The 17,432-nt window shown below is 65.6% G+C and carries 13 protein-coding genes and 2 tRNA genes; 5 read left to right on the top strand and 10 right to left on the bottom strand.

The genetic code is table 11. The features are described from left to right. The first annotated feature begins 99 nt into the window (after positions 1-99). On the top strand, positions 100-1,617 hold the full coding sequence (scpC, locus tag AC3FKG_RS07620) for a succinyl-CoA:acetate CoA-transferase ScpC (protein WP_488742782.1): 1,518 nt from the start codon (positions 100-102) through the stop codon (positions 1,615-1,617). An 84-nt stretch (positions 1,618-1,701) separates the two neighbouring features. On the opposite strand, the gene AC3FKG_RS07625 is transcribed toward scpC, so the two are convergent. The 3 genes from AC3FKG_RS07625 to AC3FKG_RS07635 all read right to left on the bottom strand — a co-directional run bounded on the left by AC3FKG_RS07625 (position 1,702) and on the right by AC3FKG_RS07635 (position 3,748). Further along, positions 1,702-2,052: a hypothetical protein gene (locus AC3FKG_RS07625; protein ID WP_483711144.1), complete on the bottom strand. Its 351-nt coding sequence runs from the start codon at positions 2,050-2,052 to the stop codon at positions 1,702-1,704. Positions 2,053-2,330: 278 nt separating this feature from the next. After that, on the bottom strand, positions 2,331-3,308 hold the full coding sequence (locus AC3FKG_RS07630; RefSeq protein ID WP_483711145.1) for a tripartite tricarboxylate transporter substrate binding protein BugE: 978 nt from the start codon (positions 3,306-3,308) through the stop codon (positions 2,331-2,333). A gap of 364 nt (positions 3,309-3,672) precedes the next feature. Beyond that, a tRNA-Lys gene (locus AC3FKG_RS07635) sits at positions 3,673-3,748 on the bottom strand. 141 nt (positions 3,749-3,889) lie between these two features. On the opposite strand from AC3FKG_RS07635, the gene AC3FKG_RS07640 reads away from it, so the two are divergent. Both AC3FKG_RS07640 and AC3FKG_RS07645 read left to right on the top strand, forming a co-directional pair. Next, entirely contained in the window at positions 3,890-4,798 is a 909-nt protein-coding gene (locus tag AC3FKG_RS07640) for a LysR family transcriptional regulator (RefSeq protein WP_483711474.1), read from the top strand. A gap of 126 nt (positions 4,799-4,924) precedes the next feature. Beyond that, positions 4,925-6,316 carry an 8-oxoguanine deaminase gene (locus tag AC3FKG_RS07645; protein WP_488742783.1) on the top strand — a complete coding sequence of 464 codons (1,392 nt, stop codon included), beginning with the start codon at positions 4,925-4,927 and terminating at the stop codon, positions 6,314-6,316. A 109-nt stretch (positions 6,317-6,425) separates the two neighbouring features. Here the strand turns inward: AC3FKG_RS07645 and AC3FKG_RS07650 are convergent. Next, a tRNA-Lys gene (locus tag AC3FKG_RS07650) sits at positions 6,426-6,501 on the bottom strand. Positions 6,502-6,739: 238 nt separating this feature from the next. On the opposite strand from AC3FKG_RS07650, the gene AC3FKG_RS07655 reads away from it, so the two are divergent. Continuing rightward, positions 6,740-7,003 (top strand): DUF1488 family protein, encoded by a 264-nt coding sequence (locus tag AC3FKG_RS07655; RefSeq protein WP_211947938.1) that lies wholly within the window; start codon positions 6,740-6,742, stop codon positions 7,001-7,003. Between the two features lie 157 nt (positions 7,004-7,160). On the opposite strand, the gene AC3FKG_RS07660 is transcribed toward AC3FKG_RS07655, so the two are convergent. The 4 genes from AC3FKG_RS07660 to folD form a co-directional block, all read right to left on the bottom strand. After that, positions 7,161-8,960, bottom strand: coding sequence for a SulP family inorganic anion transporter (locus AC3FKG_RS07660; protein WP_488742784.1), 1,800 nt, complete (start codon positions 8,958-8,960; stop codon positions 7,161-7,163). 202 nt (positions 8,961-9,162) lie between these two features. After that, positions 9,163-9,960 carry an exodeoxyribonuclease III gene (gene xth, locus AC3FKG_RS07665; protein WP_483711475.1) on the bottom strand — a complete coding sequence of 266 codons (798 nt, stop codon included), beginning with the start codon at positions 9,958-9,960 and terminating at the stop codon, positions 9,163-9,165. A 26-nt stretch (positions 9,961-9,986) separates the two neighbouring features. Continuing rightward, on the bottom strand, positions 9,987-12,065 hold the full coding sequence (locus AC3FKG_RS07670) for a M3 family metallopeptidase (RefSeq protein WP_488742785.1): 2,079 nt from the start codon (positions 12,063-12,065) through the stop codon (positions 9,987-9,989). Between the two features lie 106 nt (positions 12,066-12,171). After that, complete coding sequence (folD, locus tag AC3FKG_RS07675; RefSeq protein WP_483711149.1) at positions 12,172-13,023, bottom strand: bifunctional methylenetetrahydrofolate dehydrogenase/methenyltetrahydrofolate cyclohydrolase FolD; 852 nt, start codon at positions 13,021-13,023, stop codon at positions 12,172-12,174. Positions 13,024-13,201: 178 nt separating this feature from the next. On the opposite strand from folD, the gene AC3FKG_RS07680 reads away from it, so the two are divergent. Beyond that, positions 13,202-13,882: an energy-coupling factor ABC transporter permease gene (locus AC3FKG_RS07680; protein ID WP_483711150.1), complete on the top strand. Its 681-nt coding sequence runs from the start codon at positions 13,202-13,204 to the stop codon at positions 13,880-13,882. Positions 13,883-13,964: 82 nt separating this feature from the next. On the opposite strand, the gene AC3FKG_RS07685 is transcribed toward AC3FKG_RS07680, so the two are convergent. Further along, a complete protein-coding gene (locus tag AC3FKG_RS07685) occupies positions 13,965-14,597 on the bottom strand; it encodes a response regulator transcription factor (RefSeq protein WP_483711151.1) in 633 nt (210 codons plus the stop codon). Positions 14,598-14,738: 141 nt separating this feature from the next. After that, complete coding sequence (locus AC3FKG_RS07690; protein ID WP_483711152.1) at positions 14,739-17,330, bottom strand: PAS domain S-box protein; 2,592 nt, start codon at positions 17,328-17,330, stop codon at positions 14,739-14,741. Positions 17,331-17,432: the final 102 nt, after the last annotated feature.

Here is a 17,432-nt window from a genome sequence, read left to right on the forward strand (position 1 = left end):
GGAATGTATTGGCATGGCTACACTGCTTTTCCAACCCCTGTGCCACGAGCACCGGCGGTGCACGGACGGACCGGATCCGCCCGGCAACTGGAGATGAAGATGTACAAGGAACGCATTCGCCTGCCAAGGCTGCTGGACAAGGTGGTCTCGGCCGATACGGCAGCCGAACTCATCCGCGATGGCATGACGGTGGGCATGAGCGGTTTCACCCGTGCGGGCGACTGCAAGGAAGTGCCATTCGCGCTGGCGCGCCGCGCCGCCACCGAGCCGCTGCGCATCACGCTGATGACCGGCGCGTCGCTCGGCAACGACATCGACAAGGTGCTGGCACAGGCCGACGTGATCGCACGTCGCTTGCCGTTCCAGTCCGATGAGACGCTGCGTCGCAAGATCAACGCCGGCGAAGTCATGTTCATCGACCAGCATCTGTCCGAGACGGTCGAGCAACTGCGCTCGGGCCAGATCGCTCCCGTCGACGTGGCCGTGGTGGAAGCCGTCGCGATTACGGAGCAGGGCGGTATCGTGCCGAGTACCTCGGTCGGCAACTCGGCGAGCTTCGCGATGCTCGCGCGCAAGGTGATCGTCGAGATCAACCTGAACATGCCGCTGGAGCTCGAAGGCCTCCACGACATCTATTTCCCGGTGCAGCGCCCGTACCGGCAGCCGATCCCACTGATTTCTGCCGAGCAGCGCATCGGCGTGCCGTATATCCCGATCGATCCCGAGAAGATTGCGGCGATCGTCATCACCGGCAAGGACGACAGCCCGTCCAGCGCGCTGCCACCCGACCAAGGCACGCGCCAGATCGCCGGCCACCTGAGCGAATTCCTCGGGCGCGAGGTGCGCATGGGGCGTCTGTCGCCGTCGCTGCAGCCGCTGCAGGCCGGCATCGGCACGATTTCGAACGCTGTTCTGCATGGGCTGATCGATTCGCCGTTCCACGATCTCAAGATGTACTCAGAGGTGCTGCAGGACAGCACCATCGAGTTGCTCGACTCGGGCCGGCTCACCTTTGCTTCGGCATCGTCGGTGACGCTGTCGAAGCCGGTCTACCAGCATTTCCTTGCGAACCTGGAGCGGTACCGGTCGCGCCTGGTGCTGCGGCCCCAGGAGATCAGCAATCATCCGGAAATCCTGCGTCGGCTTGGGCTCATCACCATCAACACGGCGCTCGAGTGCGATATCTACGGCAACGTCAATTCGACGCACGTCGGTGGCACGCACATGATGAATGGCATCGGCGGCTCCGGCGATTTCGCGCGCAATGCGCATTTGTCGGTGTTCGTCACCAAGTCGGTGGCAAAGGGGGGCGATATTTCCAGCATCGTCCCGATGGTGTCGCACGTCGACCATACCGAGCACGATGTCGACATCATCGTGACCGAGCATGGCCTGGCCGACCTGCGTGGCCTGGCGCCGCGCGAACGTGCGCGGCAGGTGATCGACAATTGCGCGGATCCGCTCTATCGCGACTTGCTGAACGACTACTTCCGGCGCGCCAGCCGACTTGGCGGCCAAACGCCGCATTTGCTGGAGGAGGCGTTGTCCTGGCATGTGCGCTACCGCGACCAGCGCACCATGCGCGAATCCGCGCAGCAGGAGGAGATGGCCGCCTGAAGGCCAGAGTATCCCCAAACAAAAACAGCCCGCATACGCGGGCTGTTTTTGTTTGGGGCCGGCTCCGGAGCCGGCGAAGCGAACTTATTGCGACTTCGCCGCGGGCGCCTTGGCACCATCGGTGTATGGGTCGTACTTGCCGGCTTTCGCGCCATCGGTGTACGGATCGAACTTGCCCGACTTGGCGCCATCGGTATTCGGGTCGAATTTCTTGCCAGCCAGGTCGGATTGAGTCGATTGCTTGGCGCCGTCCGTGTACGGGTCGAACTTGCCCGACTTGGCCGCGCTCTGGTTCGGGTTCGCCTTCTTCTTGGTGTGGCTGCCACTGTGTATGTCGCCGCCCTCCGTGTAGTTTTTCTGCGCATACGCGAACTGGGTTGCACCCAGGGTGGCAAGCGCGGCAACGATCAGGGTCGGAACGGTTTTCTTGAGCATCTTCATCCTCGCGAGTGGCGGTCGCGCAGCGCCTGCGCGATCCGGTTGGGGCCGAGTTTAGCGGATCATCCCGGCAAATGTACCGAGTCGGCGCTGGTCCGCAAAGTGAAACTTTCTTCTAAAGGTATTGAACGCCTTCTTGATCGGCCCCGTCCTGTGCAGGGTCAAGCTTGACTCAGAATAACCATTGCATGTCCTTGATACCGGGCAATTGTGAATAACAAGGCGCAAAAAAGCCGACTGGTTCGCAGCCGGCTTTTTGCTGGGTCGGGATACCCTTATTCGAGCGTGATGTTCTGGTCGTGGGCGATCTTCTTGCGCAGGTCCAGTTCGCGCTTGATCTGGGCAGCGTACTGTGCCGACGTATTGCCGTCGGTGTACGCGCCGCTGTCCGCCAGGCGGCGCTTGACGGCCGGGTCCTGCAGCGCCTTGACGGCGGCGTCGTGCACGCGCGTGACGATGGCGGCCGGCGTGTTGGCCGGAGCGACCAGTCCATACCATGCCATGTTGTTCATGTCCTTCATGCCGGCTTCGGCGAAGGTCGGCACGTCGGGCAGGCCCTCCACGCGCTTGGGCGCGGCCACGGCCAGCGCGCGCAGCTTGCCAGCCTGGATGAACGGCATCGAGGACGGCAGGTTGTCGAACTGGGCATTGACCTGGCCGGCCAGCGTGTCGTTCAGCGCCGGACCCGATCCACGGTACGGGATATGGACCATGTCGGTCTTGGTGATGTCCTTGAACAGCTCGCCATCCAGGTGCGAAATGCTGCCCTTGCCGGCCGACGCGTAGCTGTACTTGCCCGGGTTGGACTTCAGCAGCGCGATGAACTCCTTCAGCGACTTGGCCGGGACCTTCGGGTTGACCGTCAGCACGTTCGGCACGTTCACGAGGTTGGTGATCGGCGCGAAATCCTTGATCGGGTCATACGGGTTGCGGGCATTGGTGGCCGGGTTGGTGGCCATCGTGCTGACGGTGGCGATGCCCAGCGTATAGCCGTCCGGCGTGGACTTGGCCAGCGCATCGGCACCAATGGCGCCGCCGCCGCCGCCGCGGTTTTCCACCACGACGGGCTGGCCCAATTCGCGGCCGAGCGCGTCCGATACGGCGCGGGCCACGATGTCGGTGGTGCCGCCTGCCGCGAACGGCACGATCAGGCGGATCGGCTTGGTGGGGTAGCTTTGCGCCTGCGCGCCGCAATGGATCAGGCCGATGGCCGCGATGCAGGCTGCTGCGCCTGCTTTGAGAACTGCTTTCAAGGAGTGCCTCCGTTCTTCATTCACTGATTGGTGCCGGGCCGGGCATCTGGGGCGTTCTTCGGGGCGATTATGTATCGCCTGCGCTTGTCGGTGAATTTCCCGGCCCTGACTTGGCGGGCGGGTCCTCGTTGTGCGAAGCCAGCCAAACGTCGCGAAAGATTTTTGGTTCCGCGATACGGAACTACGTTCCGTGTTGTGCGCCGTGCGCAATTCAACAGGGAAAGGGCGGAAAGGGATATCGGGAAGAACCCGCGTATCAAGAAATGACGCAGGCTGCCGTGTCGCCGTGAAGGGGGCCGGATATGGAGGGACACATGCCAAAGCAAAAAGGCCAACCTTGCGGTTGACCTTTTTGGGAATTCGCTGGTGGGGCGTGAGTGACTCGAACACTCGACCTACGGATTAAGAGTCCGCTGCTCTACCAACTGAGCTAACGCCCCAACGAAGAAAAAGATTTTAGCAAGGTATCTAGTAAGACGCAATAGGGATGTTGAACTTTCTTTTCCCGCACTCGCCGCTACAATGCCGAGCTTCCTGATGCGCATGGGCCATGCCCTTGCGCGATGACCCATACCACCGCCATGCATGCCCGGATTCTGCGATATCTAGACGAGGTCGTACGTCGCGGCTCGATCCGCAAGGCGGCGGAGCACCTGCACGTGGCGCCCACGGCGATCAACCGGCAGATCCTCGACCTGGAAGCCGAGTTGGGGGCGCCAGTCTTCGAGCGCATCAACCGTCGTCTGCGCCTCACGCCGCTTGGAGAGATGATTCTCGCCCACGTGCGGCAGACATTGCGCGAGCACGAAGCGCTGCGCGAGCGGATCGAGGACTTCAAGGGCGCGCGGCGCGGCGAGGTAACGGTGGCGGCCACCGCGGGGCTGGCCGGGGCACTGCTGCCGTCGCTGGTGCATGAATTCCGCCAGCGGTACCCAGGCATCGTCGTGCGCGTCGTGGACTTGCCTGTCGCCGAGATCGTCATGGCGGTGGAGCGGGGCGACGCCGACCTTGGCCTCGGCTACGACCTGCCCGCCGCGCCAACCTTGCGCGTACTGGCGACGAGCGACTGGCAGATCGGTGCCGTGGTGCCGCCAGGCCATGCGCTGGCTGAACAGCCGTCCGTGCTGCTCAGCGAATGCGTCGGCTATCCCCTGGTGCTGCCGGCGCCATCACTCTCCATCCGCGCCATTCTCGACGATGCGTTCGCGCGCAATGCCATCGACGTGACGCCGGCGGCCGAGTCGACCTCGATGGCGCTGATCCAGCGCCTGGTCATGCTGGGCAGCGGCATTGCCTTGCTCAACCCGCTGGACATCATGGAGGAGCGAGCCCGCGGTGCGCTGGTGCTGGTGCCGCTGCGAGACCGCTACCTGCGGCGCCAGACACTGGCGCTGGTCGGTCGCGCGCACGGCGTACCGAGCCCGGCGGCCGAGCTGATGGCGGGGAGCATCGGCACGACGCTGGCGGCGCTGTTCGCCCAGGTGCGCTAACGCGTCCGTACGTTGCGGTCTGGGGTGTCCACATTTTGTGGACAGGGTTGGCGGAATTCTGCGCTTTCGGTTCGGCGGCACGAGTCTTAGACTCGCGCCATATCCACCTGCCAGACGCCTGCCGCCATGACCCTGATTGCCCTGAATGCCGATGTGCTCGTCACCATGGACGCGCAACGGCGAGAAATTCCCGATGGCGCGCTGGTGGCCGACGGCCCCGCCGTGCAGTGGGTCGGTGCCACGGCGGACTTGCCGCCGCAGTATCGCCGCATGGTCGACGACGGCACCGCGCAGGTCATCGATATGCGCGGCCGCGTGGTGGTTCCTGGCCTGGTCAATACGCACCATCACATGTACCAGAGCCTGACCCGTGCCGTGCCCGCGGCGCAGGATGCCGAACTGTTTTCCTGGCTGACCAATCTCTACATGCTGTGGTCGCACCTGACGCCGGAGATGATCCGCGTCTCGACCAAGACCGCGATGGCCGAGTTGATGCTGTCGGGCTGCACGACCACGAGCGATCACCTCTACCTCTATCCGAACGGATCGCGCCTCGATGATTCCATTGCCGCCGCGCAGGAGATGGGCATGCGCTTCCATGCGGCGCGCGGCTCGATGAGCGTCGGCCGCAGCAAGGGCGGCCTGCCGCCGGATGTCGTGGTGGAAGACGAGGCTGCCATCCTGCGCGACAGCCAGCGCCTGGTCGAGCAGTACCACGACGGTTCGCGTCACGCGATGCTGCGCATGGTGCTGGCACCGTGCTCGCCGTTTTCGGTGTCGCGCGACCTCATGCGCGAATCCGCGGTCATGGCCCGCCACTACGGCGTGTCGCTGCACACGCACCTGGCCGAAAACGACAATGACATTGCCTATTCGCGCGAGAAGTTCGGGTTGACGCCCGCGCAGTACGCCGAGGATCTCGGCTGGGTCGGCCACGATGTCTGGCATGCTCACTGCGTGAAGCTCGACGACGAGGGGATTGCGCTGTTCGCGCGCACCGGTACGGGTGTCGCGCATTGCCCGTGCTCCAACATGCGGCTGGCATCAGGCATCGCGCCGGTGCGCGCGATGCGCGATGCCGGCGTCAAGGTCGGCCTGGGCGTGGACGGCAGTGCCTCGAACGATGGTGCCCATATGCTCGGCGAGACGCGCCAGGCCATGCTGCTGCAGCGCGTCGGGTTTGGTCCCGCGGCCATGAGTGCGCGCGAGGCCTTGGAGATTGCCACGCTTGGCGGTGCGCGCGTGCTCAATCGCGATGATATCGGTGCGTTGGCGCCGGGCATGTCGGCCGACTTCGTGGCCTTTGACATGTCGACTGTCGGCTTTGCCGGGGCTGGGCATGACCCGGTTGCCGCGCTGGTGTTCTGCACGCCGACCAATGTGGCTAGCAGCGTCATCAACGGGTGCGAGGTGGTTCGGGATGGCGAGTTGCTGACGACCGACCTGCCGGTCGTGCTGTCGCAGCATCGCGTGCTGGCGCGGACACTGTTCGAGCGCGCACGCGACAGCGGCACCTGAGTGGGCGAGGCGCCTGTTATCGGCAGGCATCAAAGCGCGGTCATAAAAGCCGCGCCGCAAAAACAAAAGGCCGGAAGCAGATGCTTCCGGCCTTTTGTCTTGTATTCGCTGGTGGGGCGTGAGTGACTCGAACACTCGACCTACGGATTAAGAGTCCGCTGCTCTACCAACTGAGCTAACGCCCCAACGAAGAACGAGATTCTAACATGATTTCCGGAATTGTCAAACACCTGCGTGCATCAGGGAAGTTCAGGTGCGAGCAAGCGAACCCGCTTGCGGCGTCGGCATCGCTCCATAGGCGGAGGGAACCGGTGCACCGGTTCGGAGGTCACTGGATTGAGTGGATCAGCGGAGGTCGGCGCGTACGATATCGCTCCGGCCATGTTAGGATGTTTCTCCACTTGCATATGGAGGGCTGCACCGATGGAAATCAAGTTCCAAGAGCAAGAGCGCTACGACATCAATAACGAAGGCTTGTTGTTCCACGCGATCGTCAATGGCGAAAAGGTAACGTGCGTCGTGACACGCGAAGCACTGTGGGAAGGATTCAGCGCGGACCAGGTCCTGTCGCTGGAGGAAGCCTTCCGCGCTGGCCGCGACACGATCGAGCGTGCAGCGGTGGTCCTGATCGAGCAGGGCGTCCCGCAGCCGGTCGTTGTCAAGCGCGCGCACGTGGCGCCGGTCTGATCCGGATGGATGCCCCGGCCAGCCACAGGCAAGCCGCGGGCGCCCATCCCGCATCAACCTCATTCCGGTAGCGCGATCCTCCGCCGCTGCCAATCCGCCTGACCCCAAGCCTTAACTTCCCGCCTCGATTCATCGACTTGTCATTTTGACGCTGCCGTCACAGCGCTTCCGCGTGCGTTGGCGCGCCGGGGCGCTGCGCGCATTCCTCGAAGATCCGCACCTGGCACTGCGCGCAGACGTCGGGGGACAGTTGCGCGATGATGGTGTGCAGCGCCTGTCGCTTGGTCAGGAAGACGTGGTCCGTTCCCAGCTTGGTGGTGAACCCCGTTTGTTCCCAGGTCTGCAGCACCTGCGTGCGCGGACGGTGGAAGTACAGGTCGCCGCCGGTGGCCCGCCGCTCCGCCAGTTCCGCTTCCCACATCTCTGCGCCAGCGAGATCGATGAAGTTCATGCTCTTGGTCATGGCCAGCAGATGCTTCTGGCTGGCGTTGACCGTGCGCAGCCAGTGCAGCCGATCGGTCACGTACTGCACGGCACCGAAATAGATGGCGCCTTCCATGCGCAGCAGCTTGAGCTGCGGGCATTCCGGCTGCGGCCGCTGCAGCTCGTCCAGCGGTGTGAAACGGCGGCCCGGATCGTCGGCGTCGGGCACGAGGCTGCGCACTGCCGGCCGTGAGGTGCGGTACAGGTAGGCGACCAGCGAAAGAATGGTGCCGAGCAGCACCGCCATCTCCAGGCGGATCACCAGCGTGGCGGCGAAGGTGCCCACCGCGATGGCGAACTCGGTGCGGCTCAGCGCGGCGATGCGGCGCAGGCGTGCAAAGTCGAACAGCCCCCACGCCACGAGCAGCAGCATGGCCGCGATCGCGGCCAGCGGAATCTGCGCCAGCAACGGCGCGCTGACGGCCACCAGTGCCACCAGCCACAAGGCGGAGAACACGCTCGCCAGCGGCGTCTTCGCACCGGCTTCGAAATTGGGCACCGAACGGTTGAGCGAACCGCACGAGATGTAGCCGGAGAACAGGCCGCCCGCGATATTCGAGAGTCCCTGCCCGATGAATTCGCGGTTGGCGTCGATATGCTGGCCGGAACGCAGTGCCACCGCCTTGGCAATCGAGATGGACTGGCCCAGCGCGACGATCGTCAGCGCCGAAGCAATGCCGAGCAGGTCCGGCACGCCGCGCCAGGAGATGTCCGGCACATGAAAACTTGGGATCGCCGACGGAATCGATCCCACCACATTGACATGGTGTCCACCGCCCCAGCCGGTCCGGTTTAGCAGCCAGGCCACGCCATAGCCGGCCATGAGGCCCACTAGCATGAAGGGCAGCCGCTTGCCGAGCCGCTTGCACAGCAGCGTCGCGCCAAGCGTGATGGCGCCCACGGTGGCCGCGCCCCAGTTGATGGCGTCCACGTTGTCGAACAGGAAGCGCAGTACGCCAAATGCGTTGGTGCCGGTGGGCACGGCCAGGCCAAACAGGTCCTTGAGCGCATAGAGGCCGATCAGCGTGGCCGCGCCGCACGTGAAGCCGAGCAGCACGGACGGCGAGATGAAATTGGCCAGCGTGCCCAGCCGCAGCGTGCCGACTGCGAGCTGCATCAGTCCGACCAGGATCGTCACCGACAGCGCCAGGCCGATATAAGCCGGACTGCCGGCGAACGCCACGGGACTCAGCATGGCGAACAGTGCCAGCGAGTTGGCGTTGGTCGGACCGGACATCACGTGCCAGCTCGATCCGAACAGCGCGGCGATGATGCACGGCACGACCGCGGTATAGATGCCGTACTCGGGCGGCAGCCCCGCCAGCGTGGCAAAGGCCACGCCCTGCGGCAACACCAGCACGGCGCCGAGCAGTCCCGCGACCACGTCCGCGCGCAAGGTGGCGCGGGACACGCGTTGCGTCCAGGGAAGCAGGCGCTGCAGCCGGTGGACTGGGCGGGTTGCGGAGGCAGTCATCGGTCGGGGCGGGAGTACTGGGTCGCGACGGCGGCGTGCCGAGCCGTGAGCAGGCCGGCCGGTGCGAAGTTGCGGGCCGGCCGCGGCAACGAAGAATGGAGAGGATGGCGAGGGCGGGCCAAGGGCATGGCGGCAGTGTAGCCGCCCCCGCTACGCGCCGCGAGCCGGGCTTGCCCGGACTTGCGTGCGCGTGGTGCGCGCGTCAGCGGCAGTGGAGCGTGGCGACGACCGGCGTGTGGTCGGACGGCTGCTCCCAGGTGCGCGGGACGCGATCGATTACGCAGGCGGAGCAATGGTCGACCAGCGCCGGTGACAGCAGGATATGGTCGATGCGCAAGCCGGCGTTGCGCCGGAACGCGAACATGCGGTAATCCCACCAGGAGAAGGCCTTCTCAGGTTGTTCGAACTTGCGGAAGGCGTCGGCCAGGCCCAGTTCTACCAGCGCGGCAAAGGCCGCGCGCTCCGGCGGCGAGACCAGGTTCTGGCCCTCCCACTTTGCGGGGTCGTGCACGTCGCGGTCTTCGGGGGCGATATTGAAGTCGCCGAGCAGCGCGAGCCGCGGATACTTGACCAGCTCTTCGCGCAGCCACGCCGTCATGGCGTCGAGCCACTTCAGCTTGTAGACGAACTTGTCCGAGTCCGGTGCCTGCCCGTTGGGGAAATAGGCGCAGACCAGCCGCACGTCGCCGTACGTGGCGGCCACGACGCGCTGCTGCGCATCTTCAAAACCCGGGATATTGCGCACCACATCGGTCGGGCCCGGCATGCTGGCATCGCGCGCGAGGATGGCAACGCCGTTGTAAGTCTTCTGGCCCGTGTAGACGCTGTGGAAACCGGCATTCTCGAGTTCCGCGAGCGGGTACTTGTCGTCCGGCAGCTTCAGTTCCTGCAGGCACAGCGCGTCGATCGGCTCGCCGGCCTGCTCCTGCTCGGCCAGCCATTGCAGTACCTGAGGCAGCCGGACCTTCAGCGAGTTGACGTTCCAGCTTGCGATACGCATCGGGCCGGCGGTGGGCAGCGCCGCGCTCATGCTGCCATGCCTCCGTGGCGCAGCAGCGCGTCGATCTGCGGCGCGCGGCCGCGGAACGCGACGAAGGAATCCATGGCGGGGCGGCTGCCGCCGACCGACAGGATCTCGCGCTGGTAGCGCGCGCCGGTTTCGCTGTCGAGCACCGTGCCCGAAAGCTGCGCGGCTTCTTCGAACGCGGCGTACACGTCGGCCGACAGCACTTCGGCCCACTTGTAGCTGTAGTAGCCCGCCGCATAGCCGCCGGCGAAGATGTGGCTGAAGGTATTGGGCCAGCGCGACAGCGGGTACTGCGGCACCACGTGCACGCGGTCGTTGATCTCGCGCGACAGGTCCAGCACGGTTTTCGCGCCCTGCGGATCGAAGTCGGTGTGCAGGTGCATGTCGAACGACGAGAACACGATCTGGCGCAGCGTCATCATGCCGTTCTGGAAATTCTTGGCCGCCAGCATGCGCTCGAACAGCGCGCGCGGCAGCGGCTCGCCGGTGTCGACGTGCTGCGTCATGCCGGTCAGCACCTCATACTCCCAGCAGAAGTTTTCCATGAACTGGGACGGCAGTTCGACAGCGTCCCATTCCACGCCATTGATGCCGGATACGCCCAGCTCGCCCACCTGCGTCAGCATGTGGTGCAGGCCGTGGCCGAACTCATGGAACAGCGTGATGACTTCGTCGTGCGTGAACTGTGCCGGCTTGTCGCCAACCGGTGCCGAGAAATTGCACGTGAGGTAGGCCACCGGCGTCTGCACCTTGCCGCCGGCCAGCACCTTGCGGCCGCGCGCATCGTCCATCCAGGCGCCGCCGCGCTTGCCTTCGCGCGCGTAGAGGTCGATGTAGAACTGGGCCAGCAGCGTGCCGTCGGCCGCGCTGACGCGGAAGAAGCGCACGTCCTTATGCCAGGTCTGTGACGTATCGGGCTGGATCTTCACCGAGAACAGCCGCTCGACAGCGCCGAACAGGCCTTGCAGCACCTTGGGCTCGGGGAAGTACTGCTTCACTTCGTGTTCCGAGAACGCATAGCGCTGCTGGCGCAGTTTTTCCGAGGCGTAGGCCACGTCCCACGGCGCCAGTTCGGCCAGTCCGAGTTCGGCGGCGGCGAAGGCCTTGAGTTCGGCCCAGTCCTGCTCGGCATACGGGCGCGCCTTGACCGCGAGTTCGTCCAGGAACTTCAGCACCTCGGCCGGCGATTCGGCCATCTTCGGCACCAGCGACACTTCGCCGTAGCATTGGTAGCCGAGCATCCGCGCTTCTTCGCGGCGCAGCGCAAGCTGTTCGCGCATATTGGCCGTGTTGTCCCAGTCGGCCTGGCCGCTGCCATATTGGGCGCCGTGCTCCGAAGCACGCGTCACGTTGGCTTCGTACAGGGTCTGGCGCAGTGCGCGGTCGTCCGCGTACTGCAGCACGGGGAAATAGGACGGGAAGTGCAGCGTGAATTTCCAGCCGGGCTTGCCATCCTTCTCCGCCGCGTGGCGGGCGGCTTCCTGCGCGTCCTCGGGCAGGCCAGCCAGCCGTGCCGGGTCTTCGATGAACAGTGCGTAAGCGTTGGTGGCGTCCAGCACGTGGTCGGAGAATGCTTTGGACAGCTGCGCCTGCTGTTCCTGGATTTCGGCAAAGCGGGGCTTCTGGTCCTCGGGCAGTTCGGCACCGCCCAGACGGAAGCCGCGCAGTTCGTTCTCGATGAGCTGATGGCGGGCGGCGCTCATGCCGCCAAATTCCGGGCTGGCCGCGAGCGCCTTGTACTTTTCATAGAGGGCCAGGCTCTGTCCCAGCGACGACCAGAACTCCGTCATGCGTGGCAGGTTGTCGGCGTGCGCCTTGCGCAGTTCCGGCGTATCGGCCACCGCGCTCAGGTGCCCGACCACGCCCCATGCGCGGCCAAGCGGCTCTGTGACGGCTTCCAGGGCTTCCACGGCGTTGGCCCAATCGGACGGCGTGGCCGGGTCCTCGGCGCGCGCCACGGCTGCCTGGGCGCGCTCGAGCAGCACATCGAGCGCCGGGCTGATGTGCTCGGGGCGGATCTCGGAGAAGCGCGGCAGGTCGGTGAAGTCCAGCAGTGGATTGTTGATGGCTTGGTCCATGGCGGTTCTCGTTTGTCTGGCCTGAAGAGGCAATGGCTTGCAAATGGGGGCAGCCCCGCGGCATTTCCAGTGTTGTTGCGGCGTCTGCCGCAACAACAGCGCCAGCTTAGCCGGCGACGCGCTCGGCGGCTTCGAGCGTGTTGATCAGCAGCATGGTGATGGTCATCGGGCCGACGCCGCCCGGTACCGGCGTGATATAGCCGGCCACTTCGCGCACGCCGGCGAAGTCCACGTCGCCGCACAGCTTGCCGTTGTCGTCGCGGTTCATGCCCACGTCGATCACGACGGCGCCCGGCTTGACCATGTCGGCGGTGATCAGGTTGCGCCTGCCCACGGCGGCGACGACAACATCGGCCTCGCGCGTATGGGCGCCGATATCGCGCGTCTTGCTGTTGCAGATCGTGACCGTGGCGCCGGCCTGCAGCAGCAGCATGGCCATCGGCTTGCCGACGATGTTCGAGGCGCCGACCACCACCGCCCGCGCGCCGCGCAGCGGGTAATCGATCGATTCCAGCATCTTCATGCAGCCATACGGCGTGCATGGGCGGAACAGCGGGGCGCCGGTCATCAGCGCGCCGGCATTGGCCACGTGGAAGCCGTCGACGTCCTTTTCGGGAGCGATCGCCTCGAGCACCTTGTGGCTGTCGATGTGCTTGGGCAGCGGCAGCTGGACCAGGATGCCGTGGATCTTCGGATCCTGGTTCAGCGCGTCGATACGGGCCAGCAGGTCGGCTTCGGACAGATCGGCCGGATAGCGGTCCAGCGACGAATGGAAGCCGTTGTCCTCGCAGGCCTTGACCTTGTTGCGCACATAGACCTGGCTGGCCGGGTCCTCGCCGACCAGGACCACGGCCAGGCCGGGCTGGTGGCCGCGTTCGGTCAGGCGGGCGGCGCGGACGGCGGCTTCGGAACGGATTTGTTTGGCAAGCGCGTTGCCGTCGATCAGTTGTGCAGACATGGGGAGAGGGCGGGTTTGTGGCCGGAGTGAAGGCGCCGTCGCGGGGCGGCGCCCGGCCGGCAGAGCTCAAAGGTGAATTATACGGGGTCGCGGGCAGCCCTTCCGCGCCCCCGATGGCCCCCTGGATATTTGACGGCTGGCAAGCCGGGGCACGCCGCGGCGCTGGTAGCATCGATGCATGCATACCGCGCTCCCATCCCTGCTGTCCGATCCGCTGCTCATCTTCGTGGCCGTCGCCGGATTGGCGTGGGCATTGAGCCGTCGTCCCTGGCACCTGTTGCGGCGCAGTTCCCTGCAGCATGCCTGGCTGGGCGCCATGGTGTTCGTGGCCCTGTTGTGGACGGTCCGCGCCACGCTGGTAGGCGGCCTGGTGGTCCAGCTCCTCGGCGCGACGCTGATGGTGACACTGTTCGGGCTGCCGCTGGCGCTGGTATCGCTGTTCGTGGTCGACGTCGTCTCGATGCTCGGCCTCGAATACCTGGCAGGTCACAGCTGGGCCTTGTTCGACTGGCCGTCCCTATGGATGCGCTATGTCTGGCTGGCCCTGTTGCCGGCGCTGATCTCGGCTGCGTTACAGGGGCTCATGCGCCGCATGCTGCCGCGCCATCCGTTCGTGTTCATCCTCGGTCACGGCTACTTCTGCGCGGGCCTGGCGGCCATGGGCGCGGGGGCGGCGGAGACTGCCTGGCGCCACTGGATGGCCCCGGGGCTTCCCTTCAGCGCCGCCGATACGTTGGCGGCCATCGTCATCCTGGCATTTGGCGAGGCGTTCCTGACCGGCATGCTGGTCGCCGTCTTTGTGGTCTACCGGCCGCAATGGGTGGTGACGTTCCGGGATGAGGAATACCTGCGCGACTAAAACCGCGCGGGCCTGGCCGGGAGCGAGGGGGCGGGAACGGGCACCTGCCATGCCCCGGCAGGCGCCGGGGCATCTTGCCGGATCAGCTGTTGCGCGACAGCGCCAGGCGCAGCAGGTCGGCCACGGTATTGACGTTGAGCTTTTCCATGATGTTGGCGCGGTGCGCCTCCACGGTCTTGATGGAAATGCCCAGGTCGTCGGCGATCTGCTTGTTCAGGCGGCCGGCCACGATGCGCTCCAGCACCTGCTGCTCGCGCGTGGTCAGCTTGCCCAGCAGGTCCTTGGCGGCACGCTGTTCGCGGGCGGCCGAGTGGTCCGTGCGGGCCTTTTGCAGCATGCGCTCGACCAGCGCGCGCAGTTCCGATTCGTCGAACGGCTTTTCGATGAAGTCGATGGCGCCGCGCTTCATCGTCGACACCGCCATCGGCACGTCGCCATGGCCGGTGATGAAGACGATGGGAATGTCGATGTTCTCGGCAATCATGCGTTCCTGCAGTTCCGGGCCGCTCATGCCGGGCATGCGCACGTCGAGGATCAGGCAGGAAACCTGGCTGGCGTCATAGGCCGCCAGGAACTGCTCGGCGCTGTTGTAGCTGCGCACCTGGTAACCATTGCCCTCCAGCAGCCAGGTCAGCGAGTCGCGCATCGCTTCATCGTCGTCGACGATAAAGACGGTCTCGCCGCGGTGAGGGGCAGGGTTTGGCGTTGCGGTCATGAAGTCTCCTGGGACAACCATTCATTTGCGGCAGCAGTGTAACCGTCCGCGGCGCTATGTAACAGATCCGGCACCCCACCGGCGAGGGGTGCCGGTCGTCCCGTGATCGGGTGCGCGTCGATATCGCGTCGCCTTGCGTCGTTATTGGTCGGCCATGGCCGGCTGCAGCGGCAGCATGATTTTAAACGTACAGCCAATGCCGTCGACATTGTTCTCGACCCACAGCCTGCCCTGATGGGATTCGATGATCGAGCGGCAGATGTTCAGCCCCATGCCCATGCCATCGGACTTGGTGCTGAAGAACGGCTCGAACAGCCGTTCCTTGGTGGCTTCGTCGACGCCGGGGCCCTGGTCGATCACGTCGATATGCACGTTGTTGCCGAATTCGCCCGGCTCCACGCGCGCATGCAGGCGCACGACGCCGCCGGCGCGCGGTGCCGGCATGCCGGACATGGCTTCCACGGCGTTCTTGAGCAGGTTCACCAGCACCTGTTCGATCAGCACCGGATCCACGTAGATCATCATGGGCGGCGCGGGCAGGCGCGTCAGGATGGTCACGCGCCGGCGCGTTGCCTCCAGGTCGGCCAGGCCCACGGCGTCGGCGACGATGTCGTGCAGCGAGGCTTCGCGCCGCTGCGGCTGGCTGCGCTTCACGAAGCCGCGTATACGGCTGATGATGGTGCCGGCCCGCACCGCCTGCGCCGAGGTCTTTTCCAGTACCGGGATCAGGTCCTCGGGCGTGCTGCGGCCCGAATGCAGCCGCGCCACCGCGCCCATGCAGTAGTTGTTGATGGCGGCCAGCGGCTGGTTGAGTTCATGCGCGAGCGAAGACGCCATCTCGCCCATGGTGGTCAGGCGGCTGGTGAACTGCAGGCGCTCTTCGTGCTGGCGCGTCATTTCCTCGGCCGCCTTGCGCATGGTGATGTCGGTGGCGATCTGCATCTGCGCCAGGTGGCCGTCCACCCACTGGATATAGCGGCGACGCACTTCGAACCACTTCTGCATGTCGGGCACGAACACTTCGCGCGCGTCCGAGGCGTACGGCATCAGTTCCGAGGCGGGCAGGCCGGCGTACGCATCGACGTAGTCGGTGTTGTCGCTCGAAACCTGGTCCTTGTCGACGTCATCGCCGGCCAGCTTCAGGTGGCCATCGGCTTCCCAGCCGAACAGCTGGCGGTAGTAGCGGTTGGCGAACAGCAGTTCGGCCTTGTCGGTGGCGAGCACCGACACCGCGGCATCCAGGCTTTCCAGCACGGTCGTGAAACGGTCATGCGCGGCCGCCAGTTCCTCGCGGGCGCGCTTGGGCTCGGTGATGTCCGTCATCGAGCTCATCCAGCCCGTGTGGCGGCCGCGGCTGTCCACCAGCGGCGACACGTACATGCGCGAGAAGAAGCTGCTGCCGTCGCGGCGCATCACGCGCATCTCATAGCCGCCCGCCGGCGACTTGCCCTGCAGCGTCAGGTCGATTTGCTTCTGCATCTCCGGCTGGTCGTTTGGCGGCCAGTACGGGAAGGGCGGCAGGCGGCCGACCAGGTCGTTCTCCTGCCACCCGGTCATGCGGCAGAACGCCGGGTTGACGTAGGTGATGCGCCCGTTCAGGTCCAGCGCGCGCAGGCCGATGAGCATGGAGTTTTCCATGGCGCGGCGGAATGAGGTCTCGGCCAGCAGCGCGCGCTGCGCTTCGGAGCGGCGGCTGGTGTGCCGCCACATGCTCCACAGGCTCCACAACAGGAAGCAGGACAGCCCGACCACCAGCCACAGCAGCATGTTGTTGGGCAGGTTGGACGGCGGCGGGTAGGCGTCGGCGCGCAGCGACAGCGAGTGGCCGGGCGGGTCAAGCAGCACCTCGTACGACAGCGCATTGCCAGGCACCGGCCGCAGCGACGTGCTGGCGCGCGTCTGGTTATTCTTGTCGATCAGCGAGAAGCGGTAGCGCTCGGTCAGTTCCGGCGGCAGCAGGTGCGTGAGGATGCCGTTGATGGAGTAGAGCGCGCCGATCGTGCCGAGGAACTCGTTGTCCCGCACGATCGGCACTTCCATCAGCATGAAGCTGTCGCCGCGGTCGTTGGTGAGCGGGCGCGAGTAGACCACGCGCTGGGTCTCGCGCGCGGCGTCGAAGGTGTCGAGCACCTCGGGCTCGAGCGGCTGGTCCTGGTTCTCGCGCAGCCTGCCCGCGAACTCGGAAGTCGACGGCAGCGACCAGCGCCCGCGGCGCGTGGCGTCGAGCCAGTTGATAAAGACGATCTCGGGGTTCTCGCGCAGGATTTCCTGCGCGGCGGTCCGGTATGCACCTTGTTCGAGCTGTGCCGCGGCAATGTCGCGCGCCAGCGAGGCGAGCTGGTCCTGGTTGCTCAGCAGGGACAGGCGCACGCGTTGTTGCGCCCAGGCGGCGTCGCGGTACAGGGCATCGCGCTGCTGCTGGCGCTCGGTCTCGTGCAGTGACCAGAGGATGACGCCCATCGCCGCGCTGAACAGCACGATGGCCACCAGCGGGATGAACATGAACCAGCTCGTGGCGACCAGGTTGCGCCAGCGCAGCCACCACAGGCCGCGCGGCGGGGCGGCCACGATGCCGCCGTCATCGACCTGTGCCATTGTGTCGATGGCGCCCAGCGTGCTGGCCGGGGGCGCGGCGTGCGCGCCGTCGCCCCCGGCTGCCCTGCCCGTATCGGAGGCGGAGGGAGGGAGGATGGCTGCGCGCAGGCTGGACAGGAAACGATCGAAAAACGGCATGACGGGGATTGACGGCTGACCGGCCAGTGTAGCGGGATTATTGCAGTGCGTCGCTTGGGGAAAGCGCCAATGAAATCACTGACCAGGTTGACGACGCGGCCG

It is taken from the genome of Cupriavidus sp. 22TCCZM04-2 (genome assembly GCF_057798895.1).

Excerpts from the sequence above, each read along its gene's own strand:
- scpC (WP_488742782.1), top strand. The coding sequence starts at position 100 with ATGTACAAGGAACGCATTCGCCTGCCAAGGCTGCTGGACAAGGTGGTC.
- AC3FKG_RS07680 (WP_483711150.1), top strand. The coding sequence starts at position 13,202 with ATGCATACCGCGCTCCCATCCCTGCTGTCCGATCCGCTGCTCATCTTC.
- AC3FKG_RS07655 (WP_211947938.1), top strand. The coding sequence starts at position 6,740 with ATGGAAATCAAGTTCCAAGAGCAAGAGCGCTACGACATCAATAACGAA.
- AC3FKG_RS07660 (WP_488742784.1), bottom strand. The coding sequence starts at position 8,960 with ATGACTGCCTCCGCAACCCGCCCAGTCCACCGGCTGCAGCGCCTGCTT.
- AC3FKG_RS07670 (WP_488742785.1), bottom strand. The coding sequence starts at position 12,065 with ATGGACCAAGCCATCAACAATCCACTGCTGGACTTCACCGACCTGCCG.
- AC3FKG_RS07625 (WP_483711144.1), bottom strand. The coding sequence starts at position 2,052 with ATGCTCAAGAAAACCGTTCCGACCCTGATCGTTGCCGCGCTTGCCACC.
- folD (WP_483711149.1), bottom strand. The coding sequence starts at position 13,023 with ATGTCTGCACAACTGATCGACGGCAACGCGCTTGCCAAACAAATCCGT.
- AC3FKG_RS07690 (WP_483711152.1), bottom strand. The coding sequence starts at position 17,330 with ATGCCGTTTTTCGATCGTTTCCTGTCCAGCCTGCGCGCAGCCATCCTC.
- AC3FKG_RS07685 (WP_483711151.1), bottom strand. The coding sequence starts at position 14,597 with ATGACCGCAACGCCAAACCCTGCCCCTCACCGCGGCGAGACCGTCTTT.
- AC3FKG_RS07640 (WP_483711474.1), top strand. The coding sequence starts at position 3,890 with ATGCATGCCCGGATTCTGCGATATCTAGACGAGGTCGTACGTCGCGGC.
- AC3FKG_RS07645 (WP_488742783.1), top strand. The coding sequence starts at position 4,925 with ATGACCCTGATTGCCCTGAATGCCGATGTGCTCGTCACCATGGACGCG.
- xth (WP_483711475.1), bottom strand. The coding sequence starts at position 9,960 with ATGCGTATCGCAAGCTGGAACGTCAACTCGCTGAAGGTCCGGCTGCCT.